Source organism: Streptomyces sp. NPDC059718 (genome assembly GCF_042733315.1).
Classification (GTDB): domain Bacteria; phylum Actinomycetota; class Actinomycetes; order Streptomycetales; family Streptomycetaceae; genus Actinacidiphila.
In genome coordinates, this window is the sequence record NZ_JBHWGA010000004.1 from 118,317 (window position 1) to 131,712 (window position 13,396).

Annotated in this window: 14 protein-coding genes; 7 read left to right on the plus strand and 7 right to left on the minus strand. The window is 74.1% G+C overall.

The genetic code is table 11. The features are described 5' to 3' along the window. The first annotated feature begins 3 nt into the window (after window positions 1-3). A complete protein-coding gene (locus tag ACFV3E_RS07090; RefSeq protein ID WP_499516874.1) occupies window positions 4-498 on the plus strand; it encodes a DUF3180 domain-containing protein in 495 nt (164 codons plus the stop codon). Between the two features lie 26 nt (window positions 499-524). Here the strand turns inward: ACFV3E_RS07090 and ACFV3E_RS07095 are convergent, their stop codons facing one another. Then, the gene (locus tag ACFV3E_RS07095; protein ID WP_500533784.1) at window positions 525-1,139 is read right to left on the minus strand and encodes a GPP34 family phosphoprotein; all 615 of its coding nucleotides are present in this window, start codon (window positions 1,137-1,139) and stop codon (window positions 525-527) included. A 13-nt stretch (window positions 1,140-1,152) separates the two neighbouring features. Next, entirely contained in the window at window positions 1,153-2,349 is a 1,197-nt protein-coding gene (locus ACFV3E_RS07100) for an ABC transporter ATP-binding protein (protein ID WP_500533925.1), read from the minus strand. 169 nt (window positions 2,350-2,518) lie between these two features. Between ACFV3E_RS07100 and ACFV3E_RS07105 the strand changes: the two genes are divergently transcribed. From ACFV3E_RS07105 to ACFV3E_RS07120, 4 genes are all read left to right on the plus strand, one after another. After that, window positions 2,519-3,199, plus strand: a complete 681-nt coding sequence (locus ACFV3E_RS07105; protein WP_500533785.1) for an ABC transporter permease — start codon at window positions 2,519-2,521, stop codon at window positions 3,197-3,199. Further along, window positions 3,199-3,909 carry an ABC transporter permease gene (locus ACFV3E_RS07110; protein WP_500533786.1) on the plus strand — a complete coding sequence of 237 codons (711 nt, stop codon included), beginning with the start codon at window positions 3,199-3,201 and terminating at the stop codon, window positions 3,907-3,909. The genes ACFV3E_RS07105 and ACFV3E_RS07110 overlap by 1 nt, the downstream gene beginning before the upstream one ends. Continuing rightward, window positions 3,906-4,871: an ABC transporter substrate-binding protein gene (locus tag ACFV3E_RS07115; RefSeq protein ID WP_500533787.1), complete on the plus strand. Its 966-nt coding sequence runs from the start codon at window positions 3,906-3,908 to the stop codon at window positions 4,869-4,871. Before ACFV3E_RS07110 ends, ACFV3E_RS07115 begins: the two co-directional genes overlap by 4 nt. Before the next feature lie 176 nt (window positions 4,872-5,047). Beyond that, window positions 5,048-6,040, plus strand: a complete 993-nt coding sequence (locus ACFV3E_RS07120) for a hypothetical protein (RefSeq protein ID WP_500533788.1) — start codon at window positions 5,048-5,050, stop codon at window positions 6,038-6,040. A gap of 48 nt (window positions 6,041-6,088) precedes the next feature. On the opposite strand, the gene ACFV3E_RS07125 is transcribed toward ACFV3E_RS07120, so the two are convergent. Together ACFV3E_RS07125 and ACFV3E_RS07130 are read right to left on the minus strand one after the other, a co-directional pair. Further along, window positions 6,089-7,231, minus strand: a complete 1,143-nt coding sequence (locus tag ACFV3E_RS07125) for an NADH-quinone oxidoreductase subunit D (protein WP_500533789.1) — start codon at window positions 7,229-7,231, stop codon at window positions 6,089-6,091. A gap of 20 nt (window positions 7,232-7,251) precedes the next feature. Then, entirely contained in the window at window positions 7,252-8,265 is a 1,014-nt protein-coding gene (locus tag ACFV3E_RS07130) for an SAM-dependent methyltransferase (RefSeq protein WP_500533790.1), read from the minus strand. Window positions 8,266-8,482: 217 nt separating this feature from the next. Between ACFV3E_RS07130 and ACFV3E_RS07135 the strand changes: the two genes are divergently transcribed. Beyond that, entirely contained in the window at window positions 8,483-9,463 is a 981-nt protein-coding gene (locus ACFV3E_RS07135) for a carbohydrate-binding protein (protein WP_500533791.1), read from the plus strand. A gap of 29 nt (window positions 9,464-9,492) precedes the next feature. Here ACFV3E_RS07135 and ACFV3E_RS07140 read toward each other — a convergent pair whose 3' ends face one another. From ACFV3E_RS07140 to ACFV3E_RS07150, 3 genes are all read right to left on the minus strand, one after another. Next, entirely contained in the window at window positions 9,493-10,434 is a 942-nt protein-coding gene (locus ACFV3E_RS07140) for a 1-phosphofructokinase family hexose kinase (RefSeq protein ID WP_500533792.1), read from the minus strand. An 89-nt stretch (window positions 10,435-10,523) separates the two neighbouring features. Next, complete coding sequence (gene nagA / locus ACFV3E_RS07145) at window positions 10,524-11,717, minus strand: N-acetylglucosamine-6-phosphate deacetylase (RefSeq protein ID WP_500533793.1); 1,194 nt, start codon at window positions 11,715-11,717, stop codon at window positions 10,524-10,526. Further along, window positions 11,660-12,574 carry an ROK family protein gene (locus ACFV3E_RS07150; RefSeq protein WP_500533794.1) on the minus strand — a complete coding sequence of 305 codons (915 nt, stop codon included), beginning with the start codon at window positions 12,572-12,574 and terminating at the stop codon, window positions 11,660-11,662. Before ACFV3E_RS07150 ends, nagA begins: the two co-directional genes overlap by 58 nt. Window positions 12,575-12,819: 245 nt before the next feature. Here ACFV3E_RS07150 and ACFV3E_RS07155 point away from each other — a divergent pair, with 245 nt between their 5' ends. Next, window positions 12,820-13,080, plus strand: a complete 261-nt coding sequence (locus ACFV3E_RS07155; protein ID WP_499512503.1) for a DUF3263 domain-containing protein — start codon at window positions 12,820-12,822, stop codon at window positions 13,078-13,080. Window positions 13,081-13,396 lie beyond the last annotated feature (316 nt).

Genomic DNA, 13,396 nt, shown 5'->3' on the forward strand with positions numbered 1-13,396 from the left:
TCGGTGAAGGCGCTGCGCATCAGGACCCTGGTCGGACTGTTCGTGGTGGCCGGAGTGCTCTCCTGGGCCGGCGCGAAGCTCTGGGACTCGCTGGGCACCCTGCCGGGCGTGCCCGTGGCCGCGCCGATCGTGCTGGCGCTGATCGCCGCCGTGCTGGCGGCGACGGCGCTGTCGTTGCGCTCCAGGCTGCGCGCGCAGCGCGAGCGGCGTCCGGGAGCCAAGGGCGTGGACCCGCTGCTGGCCGCCCGGGCGGTGGTCTTCGGCCAGGCCAGCGCGCTGGTCGCCGCCCTGGTCGCGGGCATGTACGGCGGTGCGTGCGTCTTCCTCGTCATGTACCAGCTGGACAACGACCCCCGCCGTGACCAGGCGATCTACGCAGGCACCGCGGTGATCGCCGGCATCGCGGTCTGCGCCGCCGCGATCTTCCTGGAGCGGGTCTGCCGCCTCCCCGAGGACGAGGACGACAACCGCACCGGCGCGGTGGGCGGCCGGGCCTAAGCAGCACGCGCCGCGGCCGGGCCGTCTCAGTAACCGCGCCGGACGTTCTCGGCGGCGGCGTCGGCCTGCCGGCGGGAGCGCCGTCGGCGCTCGGCCGTCAGCTCGGCCAGCGCGCCGTCGAGGGCGGCCAGGACGCGGGCCTTCGCGGGGTCGGTCACGCCGGGTGCCGCGTCGGCGGCCGGGCCGCCGCGCAGGCCGAGCGCCCCGGTGAGGGCGGCGAGGACGGGCTCGTCCGCCGCCATGCGGTCGGCCGCGCGGCGCCGGGCGGGGGAGTCGCCCAGCACGGTCCGGGTGTCGCGGACCAGCCAGCTCCGGTGCCGTTCCCGTACGACCTCGCCGCCGGCCTCCAGGGCGGCCAGGTAGACGCCGGCCAGGCCGCGGCCCCTGCGCCACAGCCAGTCGCCGGGGGTCTCGTACGGCGCCCGGCGCACCAGCGCGGTGGCGGCCTCCTCCAGCAGAGGGTCGGCGATCTCCGGGTTCCCACCCGGGACCAGGCGGTCGCCGTGCAGGGCGACGGCCCCCGCGGCGAGGAGGTCGACGGCCTCGGCCGCGGCGAGGGCGAGGGAGAGGTCGCCGGGTTCCACGGCGCGTTCGGCGGCCCGTTCCAGGGCGGTGATGATCAGGTCCCGCGGGGTGGTCATGGAACGCTCCGCATCAGGAGGCATCGGCGTCCGGTCCGGCCCGGCGATTGTCACCCGGCCCCGTCCCGGCCGCCACCGTCCGCCCCGCGTCCTCGTCCTCGCCGTCGTCGCCGTCCTCGTTGACCGAACGGCGCAGCGCGGTGTGGAGCGTCGCCGGGGTCAGCACCCCGGCGAAGCGGTCGCCGTCCACGACGGCTATCCAGCCCGCGTCGTGCTGGAGCATCGCGCTGAAGGCCCGCTTGAGGGGGGCGCCCACCGGGACCCAGGCCTCCAGGCGGCGGGTGTGGTCGGCCACGGTGCCCGAGGTGAGGGTGCCCGCGGCGACGTAGCCGCGCAGCCCGCCGTCGTCGTCGAGGACGACGGCGTAGGGGGCGCCCTGCTTCGCCAGGACGGCGGCGGCCTCCGCGGCGGGGGAGCCGGCGCGCACGACGGGCGGGTGCTCCAGGTCGGCGGTCTCGACCGGCGTGACGGACAGCCGCTTCAGACCGCGGTCGGAGCCGACGAAGTCGGCCACGTACGGGGTGGCGGGGGAGCCGAGCACGGTCGCGGGGGTGTCGTACTGCTCGATCCGGCCGGGGCCGAAGACCGCCATGCGGTCGCCGAGCCGGACCGCCTCCTCGATGTCGTGGGTGACGAACAGCACGGTCTTGCGCACCTGTTCCTGCAGCCGCAGGAACTCCGACTGCAGTCGCTCGCGCACCACCGGGTCGACGGCGCCGAAGGGCTCGTCCATCAGCAGCAGCGGCGGGTCGGCCGCCAGTGCCCGCGCCACACCGACCCGTTGCCGCTGCCCGCCGGAGAGCTGCTCGGGGTAGCGGGAGCCGTGCACGGACGGGTCCAGGCCGACCAGTTCCAGCAGCTCGGCGGCGCGCGCCCGGCGCTTGGCGCGGGTCCAGCCGAGCAGGTGCGGCACGGTCTCGGTGTTCTCCAGCACGGTCTTGTGGGGGAACAGCCCGACGTTCTGGATGACGTAGCCGATGCGGCGGCGCAGCCGTACCGGGTCGGTGCGGGCGATGTCCTCGCCGTCCAGCAGGATCCGGCCGGCGGTGGGCTCGATGAGCCGGTTGACCATCTTCATCGTCGTGGTCTTGCCGCAGCCGGACGGCCCGACGAGGGTCACGAGTTCGCCCTCGCGCACGTCGAAGGACAGGTCGTCGACGGCGGTGGTGCCGTCGGGGTAGCGCTTGGTGACGTTCTCGAAGCGGATCATCGGGACCTCTCGTCGGCGCTGGGCGGTGCGGCTCACCCCCCAGCTTGGTACACGCTCGGCGATGGTTGTGAAGGGGGTGTTGCGAGGATGTGGCGGGACGCCGGGAATGTCGGTGGCCGGGTTTACGCTCACCTGCATGATCTGAAGCGGGCGGGGGAGGTGGCATCGCATGGCCGGACGGGACTGTCTCGCGGCGAACGACTGGATCTGCGGCGAGTTCGTACGCACGCGCAGCCAGGAGTTGCTGGACGCGGGTGTGCAACATCTGTGGATCACCGTGGCGTCGGTGGCGGCGGGCGTGCTGCTCGCGCTGCCGCTGGCCCTGCTCGCCCGGCGCTGGCGGGCGGCCGCGGCGCCGGTGCTGGGGGTGACGACGGTGCTCTACACGATTCCGTCGCTGGCCCTCTTCTCGCTGCTGGTGCCGGTGTTCGGGATCTCCGCGTCGGTGGTCGTCACCGGCCTGACGCTGTACTCGCTCACCATCCTCGTCAGGAACTTCCTGGCCGGACTGGACGCTGTGCCCGAGGATGCCCGGGAGGCCGCGCGCGGCATGGGGTACGGGCCGATACGCCTGCTGTGGGAGGTCGAGCTGCCGCTGGCGCTGCCCGCGGTGATGGCTGGCGTGCGCATCGCCACGGTCGCCACGGTCTCCCTCACCACGGTCGGCGCGATCATCGGCTACGGGGGTCTCGGTAATCTCATCAAGGACGGCATGAAGAGCTTCTTCAAGGCTGAGGTCCTCACCGCGTCCGTGCTCTGCGTGGTGTTCGCCCTCGTCGCCGATCTGCTGCTGCTCGGGGTGCAGCGGCTGCTCACGCCGTGGACCAGGGCCGCGAAGGCGGTGGGCTGATGGGGACGATCCCCGGCGCGTGGGACTGGCTGACCACGGGCGCCAACTGGACCGGCACCGACGGGGTGCTGCAGCGGCTCGGCGAGCACCTCGTGCTGACCTCCGTGTCGTTGGCCATCGCCTGCCTCGTGGCCCTGCCGGTCGCGGTCCTCCTCGGGCACCTCGGCAAGGGCGGCGCGCTCGCCGTGAACCTCTCCAACGTCGGGCGGGCGGTGCCCACCTTCGCCATCCTGGTGCTGCTCATCGTCGCGACGAACTCGGCGCGCTACTGGCCCACCATCATCGCGCTGGTGCTGTTCGCCGTCCCGCCGCTGCTCACCAACACCTACGTCGGCATGCGCCAGGTCGACCGGGACGCGGTGGAGGCGGCCCGCGGCATGGGGATGTCCGGCGGCCAGTTGCTGGCCCGGGTGGAGCTGCCGCTCGCGGCGCCCTTCGTCATGAGCGGGGTGCGCTCGGCCGCCGTCCAGGTCGTCGCCACCGCCACGCTCGCCGCGATTCCCGGTGAGGGCGGCCTCGGCCGCATCATCACCGCGGGCTTCGCCCAGTACGACACCCCGAAGGTCGTCGCCGGCGCGGTGCTCGTGGCCGCGTTCGCCCTGCTCGTGGAGGGAGTCTTCCTGTTGCTGCAGCGCCTGGTGTCCCCCACGCGGAAGTCCCGACCCGCCCGAAGACCTGCCCGTCCCATACATCAGATGGAGTTCTCATGAGCAAGGCCCTTCGCACCGCCACCGCCGTGGCCGCCGTGGCGGTCCTCTCCGCCGGCCTGGCGGCCTGCGGCGGCGACAGCCTGGAGAAGAGCGGGGGAGGGGGCAGTTCGTCGGCAGGCGGCGGCAAGGGTTCCCTGACCGTCGGCTCGGCCGGGTTCACCGAGAGCACGGTCCTCGCGCAGCTGTACGCGCAGTTGCTGACCGACGCCGGCTACAAGACCACGATCAAGACGGTCGACAACCGCGAGCTGTACGAACCCGCCCTGGAGAAGGGCCAGATAGACGTCGTCCCCGAGTACGCGGCCACGCTCGCGGAATTCCTCAACGCGAAGGCGAACGGCAAGGACGCCGCGCCCGTGGCCTCCTCCGACGTCGACGCCACCGTCACGGCGCTCACCGAACTCGCCGGCCCGCGCGGGCTGAAGGTGCTGCCGGCCGGTGAGGCGGTCGACCAGAACGCGTTCGCGGTCACCAAGGACTTCGCGGAGAAGAACAACCTCAAGACCCTCTCCGACCTCGGGAAGTCGAAGATCAAGGTCAAGCTCGCCGCGGGCGAGGAGTGCTCCATCCGCCCCTTCTGCTCGCCCGGTCTGAAGAAGACCTACGGCATAGACGTCACGTCGGTCGACACCAAGGGCGTCGGCACCGTCCAGGCCAAGCAGGCCGTCAAGGACGGCACCGACCAGCTGGTGCTCACCACGACCACGGACGCCACCCTCGACCAGTTCGGCCTGGTGCTCCTGGAGGACGACAAGGGCCTGCAGAACGCCGACAACGTGCTGCCCGTCGTCAACGCGAAGGAGGCCGGCGGGGCGGACGTCGCCGCGGCCCTGGACAAGCTCACCCAGGTCCTGACCACGGCCGACCTCACCGAGCTGAACAAGCAGGTGGACGCGGAGCGCAAGAAGCCCGAGGACGTGGCCGCCGACTACCTGAAGTCGAAGGGCCTGCTGAAGGGCTGAGGCCCCGGCTCCGGCGGACGGGCCCGGACGGACAAGATCGACTAAATGGTGGCGGGAGGGCGTTCGCGTGACGTTTGGTGTACGCGCGGGCGCCCTCCGTATTTCTCGTTGTGTGTTCGGTGAGAAATCGGATGCCGCGGCCCCACACGACGCACGGGCACGCTAAGTTCCCTTCCATGCCCCGTGGACGTCACCGCCATTCCCAGCCGCTGCACCGGCTGCTCCCGCCCGTGACGGTCGCCGGCTCCGCCGCGGCCCTCGCCGTCGGCGCGCTGGTGATCGGTGATCCGGTGCTGCTCCGTGTGTTCGTCGTCGCGGCGGCCGGTGTCGCCGGTGGCGGTGCCTTCCTGCTGCGCAGCTGGGACCGTGCCGCCGGCAAGCAGGTCGCCGACCTCAAGACCGCGCGTGTGCGCGACGAGTGGCGTGCCGACGAGCGGATCGCGGAGCTCGAGGTGGACCTCGAGGACTCCCGCGAGCTGCGCGGCAAGCTGGAGAACAAGCTGCGCGGCAAGCGCGCCGAACTGGCCCGGCTCCGTACGGAGCACGCGGACCTGCTGCGCCGCTACGCCACCGCCGAGTCCGAGCGGGCCCGCGCCCTGGAGGACGGCCGCGTCGCCAAGAAGGCGATCGGCTCCGCGCTGCCCGTGCCCTACACCTCACCGGTCAGCCCGGCCGCGTACCTGCGGGCCGCCTCCGCGCTGCGGGACCTGTCGCGCAACGGCGCCCGCCAGCAGGCCGCGCTCACCGTCGAGGAGGCGCGCCGCCGCGACCTCGCCGACACCGACGAGCCGCAGGGCAGGCACGCGCTGGACCCGGCCGTCCGTGAGCGTCCCGCCGACGCCACCACCAGCGGCAGCGGGAACACCCCGGCGCTGCCGGTGCGCCAGCCCAAGCTCGTCCCGGCGGTCGCCGCGGCCGTGCTGCCGTACGCCAAGCCCAACCGGCAGGCCAGCCGCGCCCAGGGCGGCTTCGACTTCTTCGGCACGAAGAACGAGAAGGCCCGCCCCCAGGAACTGGAACCGGCCGGCGGGGCGGCGCCCGCGGGGGCGGACCTCGCCGACGTCGTCGGGGACGAGGCCGTGGCCGAGCAGGCCGAGGTCATCGACCTGACCGTGCACGACGAGACCGAGCAGCTGGACCTCAGCGAGCTGCGCGCCCAGTCCTCCTGACGTCCGGCCTCCTGACGTCCGGCGGGCCGCCCGCGGGCGCCCCGCCGGTCACTTGTCGATGTCGCCGACGACGAAGAACATCGAGCCCAGGATCGCCACCATGTCGGCGATCAGCGTGCCCGGCAGCAGTACGGCGAGCGCCTGGATGTTGTTGTAGGACGCCGAGCGCAGCTTCAGCCGGTACGGCGTCTTCTCGCCCTTGGACACCAGGTAGTAGCCGTTGAGCCCGAGCGGGTTCTCGGTCCAGGCGTACGTGTGGCCCTCGGGGGCCTTGAGCACCTTCGGCAGCCGCTGGTTGACGGGTCCCGGGGGCAGCTCGGCCAGCCGGTCCAGGCACGCGGCGGCGAGGTCCAGGGCGATGTGGGTCTGCTCCAGCAGCACCTCGAAGCGGGCCAGGCAGTCGCCCGCGGTGCGGGTGGGGACCTTCAGGGTGTCCGCCAGCTCCCCGTAGGCCAGGTACGGCTCGTCCCGGCGCAGGTCGAAGTCGACGCCCGACGCGCGGGCGATCGGCCCGCTCACCCCGTACGCGTGCACGTCCCGCGCGGGGAGGACGCCGACGCCGCGGGTGCGGCCGCGGAAGATCTCGTTGCCGAGGACCAGGTCGTCGAAGGTCCCCATGCGCGAGCGCACGGCGGCGACGGCGGCACGGACCCGGCCGTGCCAGCCGCTCGGGAGGTCCTCCTTGAGGCCGCCGACGCGGTTGAACATGTAGTGCATGCGGCCGCCGGAGACCTCCTCCATGACCGCCTGCAGGTCCTCGCGCTCGCGGAACGCGTGGAAGATCGGGGTGATCCCGCCCAGTTCGAGGGGGTAGGAGCCGAGGAACATCAGGTGGTTGAGCACCCGGTTCAGCTCGGCGAGCAGCGTGCGGGTCCACACCGCGCGCTCGGGCACCTCCATGCCGAGCATGCGCTCCACGGCGAGCACGACACCGAGTTCGTTGGAGAAGGCGGAGAGCCAGTCGTGCCGGTTGGCCAGCATGATGATCTGGCGGTAGTCCCGGGCCTCGAAGAGCTTCTCGGCGCCGCGGTGCATGTACCCGATGACCGGTTCGGCCGAGCCGATCCGCTCGCCGTCCAGGCTCAGGCGCAGGCGCAGCACCCCGTGCGTCGAGGGGTGCTGCGGGCCGATGTTCAGCACCATGTCGGTGCCTTCGGCGGCGCCGCCGATGCCGATCGTGGTCTCCGTCATGGCCCCAGTTTCCCATCCCTTTACGCGTCCCGGGGCGTGCCCCCCGGAGCTTCCCCTGCCGCCGGCACGGGCTGCTCCAGCCAGAGGAAGCCACCGAGGCCGGACGGGTCGGTGAGCTCGGCCGCCTGACCCGCGCGGGCCAGGGCGCGCACGTACCCGGCGGGGTCGGAGGAGGCCAGGGAGAGCGGCGGCCGGGCCCCGGTGACCCCCAGGGTGCCCAGGGCCTCGCGTTGGGTGCGCAGGACCGCCCCGGGGCCCGCGCAGGCGTCCATCGCCACGTGCGCCGTGATGTCGCAGGAGCCGTCGGGCACCGGCGGTGAGACCTCGCGGCCCGCCCGGAACGCGGTGAGCGTCCCGTACGGCGGGCGGGCCCCGGCCACGTGGCCGTAGTCGACCGCGACGGCGAGCCCGGCCTCCAGGGAGGCCACCGCGGCCGCCCAGGCGGAATCCCGCCGGTGGCCGATCTCCGCCCGGGTCCCGGCCTCCGCGCCCTCGACCGGCCACCAGCGGCGCAGCCAGGCGGCGTCCTCCCCGGCCACCGCGTCGCCGAGGCGCTCGGCGCCGTCCGAGGCGCGTACGAGGACGTGGCGGGGCACACCGTGCGCGTCGGTCTCCGCCACCGCGACCGGCACGTTGTCCAGCCACTCGTTGGCGAAGAGCAGGCCCCGCAGGCCCCGCGGGAGCTCGTCGGACCAGGTCACCCGGGCGTCCAGGCCGTCCGGTCGCGGGGCCTTCTCCACCGCGTGGGGCCGCAGGCGGGCGCGCAACGTGGCGGGAACCACATCGAGCACCCCCGTGAGCAGTTCCCCGGCGCCCGCGCCGACGTCCACCAGGGCCAGCTCGCCGGGGTGCCCGAGGTCCGCGTCGACGCGCTCCAGGAGCCGGGCGACGGCCCCCGCGAACAGCGGCGAGGCATGCACCGAGGTGCGGAAATGGGCGGCCGGGCGCTCCCGGCGGAAGAAGCCTCCCGGGCCGTACAGGGCCCGCTCCGTGGCCTCCCGCCACCCCGTCCACGCGGCTGTGCTGTCGATCACGTCTCCACCGTATGTGCACAACCCGGGGCTTCGGACGGTTGAGCGGTCCGTCACCGGTTCCAGGTAGGGTGCCGTGGTCAGAGGTGTGTCCGCCCGTGACGGCCGCGGATGAATCGATCATGAACATTCGGCCATCACGGGAGCGTATGCCTATTGCCGGATGGCCCGGTACTGATAGGTGCTGTGCAAGTGACAGGCAGTGGAAGGTGAAGAGCGGATGACGGCCGGCAACAACGGTGCCCCCGAGCCCGGGAGTGACGACCCCTTCGCGTACCTGTACCGCCAGGACGGCGAGGAGCCGGGTCAGGCGGCTGCTGCCCAGCCCGGTGTGCCCCGCACCTCGTACAACCAGGTGCAGCGGGTCGGCGAGCGGCGCCAGCAGCAGCCGCAGCAGCAGGGCGGCTACGGCTACCCCCAGCAGCAGCCCGCGTACGGCCAGCAGGCGCCCTCCTACGGTCAGCCGCAGCCCCAGCAGGCCCAGGCGACCCAGCAGTTCCCCCAGGGCCCCGCAGGCCCGTCAGGACCGGCCGGCGGCGGCAGCCGGCGCGCCGCGTCCCCGCGTCCCGGCGGCCCCAACAGCAAGAGCCTGCTGATCGGCGCCGTCGCCGTGGTCGCCGCCGTCGCGATCGGCATCGGCGTCGCCATGGCGGGCGGTGACGACGACAACCCGCAGGCGGGTGGCGGCGCCACGCCGACCGCGAGCAGCGACGGCGGCAAGGACAAGAGTTCCGGCGAGCCCTCGGCCTCGGCGAGCGCGACCGAGCCCGGTGTCGTCGACGCGGCCTCGCTGGCCAAGGCGGGCGGCGCCCGGGTCGGTTCCCAGTACAAGGGCACCCTGGCGGCGGGCGGCAAGTACGTCGAGAACATGAACGCGGTGGGCGCGTCGGTGACCTGGACGGTCGACGTGCCGAAGGACGGCTCGTACGACTTCTGGATCCGCTACGCCAACGCGGAGAAGGACTCGGCCAGCGCCACGACCGTGGTCAACGGGACGCCCCAGAGCTACAAGCCGGACCTGAAGAACTGGGGCAAGGAGGGCGACTGGAACGCGTGGTACCGCTCCTACGTCACCCTCGACCTGAAGCAGGGGAGCAACACGATCGCCCTCACCTGCGGTCAGGGCGACGCGTGCCACTTCAACCTCGACCAGGTGGCGCTCCTGGACAAGGGCCAGTCGCCCGAGGGCTGGAAAAGCTGATCCGGCCGCGGCCCGCCGGCCACGGCGGGCTACGGCCGTGAGTCGCCCTCCCGGATCACGGTGATCCGTCCCAGCAGGTCCTCGTACACCCCGCGGTCGAACTCGCCCGCGACCGGTGCCGCCACGGTGGCCGCCGAGAGGGCGACGGCGCGGGCGAGGCGCCGCGGCCAGTCGAGGCCCTCGACGAGCCCGGAGAGCAGGGCGGCGACGGCGGAGTCGCCCGCGCCGGCGGGATTGCCGGGGACGGGCGCCGGGGGCCGGGCGGTCCACACGGTGCCGTCCTCGGCGAGGGCGAGCATCCCGTCGGGGCCGAGCGAGGCGGCGACGGCGCGGGCGCCGCGGCGCCTGGCGTCGCGGGCGGCGCGCATGGGCTCCGTGGCGCCGGTGAGCCCGGTCAGTTCGGCGGCGTTGGGCTTGACCAGATCGGGCCGGGCGGCCAGGCCGCGCCGCAGCGGCTCGCCGCTGGTGTCCAGCAGCACCGGGACCCCCGCGGCGCGCGCGTCCCGCACGAGTTCGGCGTAGCAGCCGACCGGCAGTCCGGGCGGCAGGCTGCCGCACAGCGCCACGGCGCGCGCCGCGCCGCCGTCCAGGAACTTGCGGTACGTACCGAGGAAGGCCGCCCACTCCTGCGAAGTGATCGTCGGGCCGGGCTCGTTGAACATCGTGGTGTCGCCGCCCGACTCGTCCACGACGCCCACCGTCCGCCGGGTGCTGCCGGAGGTGGGCACGAGGGCGTCCGTGACGCCGTCGATCCCCGTCAGGTAGGCGCGCAGCCGGTCACCGGACGCGCCGCCCGCGAAGCCGGTCGCGACGGCCTCGTGGCCGAGCGCGGCGAGGACGCGGGCGACGTTCAGCCCTTTGCCGCCGGGACGTTCCGCGGCCTCCGACACCCGGTGGGTGGTGTGCGGCCGCAGCCGGGGGACGCGGTAGGTCACGTCGATGGCGGCGTTCAGCGTGACGGTGACGATCACCGCATGATCCCTTCGAACAGCGTGTGCGATGGGAAGGGATCATGCCAAAGGAACGCCCGGAGGCACAGACCCCGCCGCCCGGGGGTCCGTCAGGGCTCGACGACCCAGCTGCCCTTCCGCATCACGCCCACCAGGTCGAACGACGCGTCCAGGACCACCAGGTCGGCGTCCTTGCCCGGCTCCAGGGAGCCGATCCGGTCGTACGCGCCCAGCAGCCGCGCCGGGTTGACGCTCAGCGCGCGCACGGCGTCGCCGACGGGCAGCCCGTCCACGGTCACCGCCCGCTTGAACGCGGTGTCCAGGGTCAGCGTGGAACCCGCGATGGAGCCGCCCTCGACGAGCCTGGCGACGCCGTCGACGACGTCGACCTCCATCGGGCCCAGCAGGTAGCGGCCGTCGCCGAAGCCGGCCGCGTCCATGGCGTCGGTGATGAACGCGACCCGGTCGGCCCCGGCGCTGCGGAACGCCATCTCCAGGACGGCCGGGTGGAGGTGGACGCCGTCGTTGATGAGCTCGACGGTGACCCGCTCGTCCTCCAGCAGTGCGGCGATCGGGCCGGGTGCGCGGTGCAGCAGCGCGGGCATGGCGTTGAACAGGTGCGTCGCCACGGTCGCGCCCGCCTCGACGGCCTGCAGGGTGGCCTCGTACGCGGCGTCGGTGTGGCCGACGGCGGCGATGACGCCGTGTTCGGCCAGCAGCCGCACCGAGTCGAGCCCGCCGGGCAGTTCGGGGGCGAGGGTCACCATGCGCGCGGTGCCGCGGGCGGCGTCGAGCAGCTTGCGGACGTCGGAGGGGTGCGGGTCGCGCAGCAGCGAGGGCTTGTGCGCGCCGCGCCGGTGCGGGGAGATGAACGGCCCCTCGAAGTGGATGCCGGCCAGGTCGCCCTGCTCGACCAGTTCGGACAGCAGCGCGGCCTGCCGGGACAGGTCGTCCAGGTCCCCGGTGACCGTCGAGGCGAGCAGGGTGGTCGTGCCGTGCCGCCGGTGGGTCGCGACGCCGGTGAGGACGGCCTCGGCGTCACCGGAGGAGAAGGACGCGCCGCCGCCGCCGTGCACGTGGATGTCGACGAAGCCGGGGACGATCCAGTGTCCGGCCAGGTCGCGGGTGGACGCCTGGAGCGGGTCGTTCGCGACGATCGAGCGGCCCTCGACGGTCAGCCGGCCGTCCTCGACCACGCCGTCCGGCAGCACCACACGGGCACCGGTCAGCACGCTAGTTGCCGCAGTCAAGCGGTCACCTCCACGGAGAGAAGATCCCAGGCGAGCAGCCCTGCGCCCAGGCATCCGGCGGTGTCCCCGAGGGCCGCCGGCACGATGAGGGGGAGTTGCTGGAAGGTCAGCCGCCGCTCGACGGCGGCCCGCAGCGGTGCGAAGAGGGTGTCGCCGGCCTCGGCGAGCCCGCCGCCGACGATCAGTGTTCCCGGGGTCATCAGGGTGATCCCGGTGACCAGGCCGTCGGCGAGGGCGGCGACGACCTCGTCCCATACGGCCGCCGCGCGGGGGTCGCCCGCCTCGACGGCGGCGGCGCAGCCGGCGGCCCCGGCGTCCGGGCTCCCGCCCGCGGCCTGCCAGGCGCGGGCCACGGCGGCGGCGGAGGCCGCCGTCTCCAGGCAGCCCCGCTGGCCGCAGCCGCAGACCGGGCCGCCAGGGCGGACGACGACGTGCCCGAGCTCGGTGGCCTCGACACGGCCCTCGATGCCGATCGCCCCGGCGATGCCGGTGCCCAGCGCCACGAACAGGAAGCGCTCGGCGCCCCGCCCCGCGCCCAGCCGGCCCTCGGCGAGGCCGCCGGCGCGCACGTCGTGGCCGAGGGCGACGGGGGTGCCGTCGAGGCGGGCGGTGAGCAGGTCGCGCAGGGGCGCGTCGCGCCAGCCGAGGTTCGCGGAGTAGACCGCGATGCCGGCCCGCTCGTCGACCAGCCCGGGCACGGCGACCCCGGCCGCGGCGGCGGGCTCGCCGTAAGCGCTTTCGCCGTAGGTACGAAGGTCCGCGGCGAAGTCGAGCACGGAGTCGACCACGGCACCCGGGCCGCGCTCCCGGCCGGTCGGGCGGCGTGCCTCGTGCAGCAGCGTGCCGTCCGCCGCGACCAGGGCGGCCTTCATGCCGGTGCCGCCCACATCGAGGGCGATGACGTGTCTCACGGGTGACAGTGTCGCGCGGGACCCGGCAAAAGGTCTAGTCCACTCGTCGAAAGAGATCGCGTGCCGCGCGCGAACGGGCACCAGGCGGGGTTGCGGGCGCCAACCCCGAGTGGTGTAGACCTCACGAGGGGGGTCGGGGTGGGGACTCCGTGTGACCGGAGGAACACCCGGCGCATCCGCCGGCCGGAGACGACCCTGAGCGCGACGGCCGAGGCGGGCGCGCGCGACGCGGATATGGTTGTCGGATGGAACGGGACGAGACCGGGGCGGACGCCCCCGCGGACGGGCTGACGGAGCAGGACCGCGCCGTCCTCGACATCGCCCGCCGCACGTGGGCCGGACCCGGCGCGAAGGAACGTGCCGTCCGCGAACGCCTCGGCATCTCCCCCACGCGCTACTACCAGCTCCTCAACGCCCTCCTCGACGACCCCCGCGCCCTCGCGCACGATCCCGTCACGGTCAACCGCCTCCGCCGCACCCGCGACACCCACCGCACCACCCGCTGACGCCCGCCCCACGGGGTCCCACCCCGGCGGCGGCGCGATGGATGCCCCTGCTGGTGACCGGTGGTCCGGGGTTCGGGCGGGTGGGTGGGAGACGGCCCGCCGCAGGCGCAGTGGACCCGCGGGCGGCGATGGAGGGCTGCCGGGCGGTGGGCGCCGCAGGTCCGCGCCGTGCGGGCTCCCCTCCTCGCGGCAGTGCGATGGGCGTCCCTGCCGGTGACCGGTGGTCCGGGGTTCGGGCGGGTGGGTGGGAGACCGCCAGCCGCAGGCGCAGTGGACCCGCGCGCGGCGACGGCGGGTTGCCGTGCGGCGGGCGCCG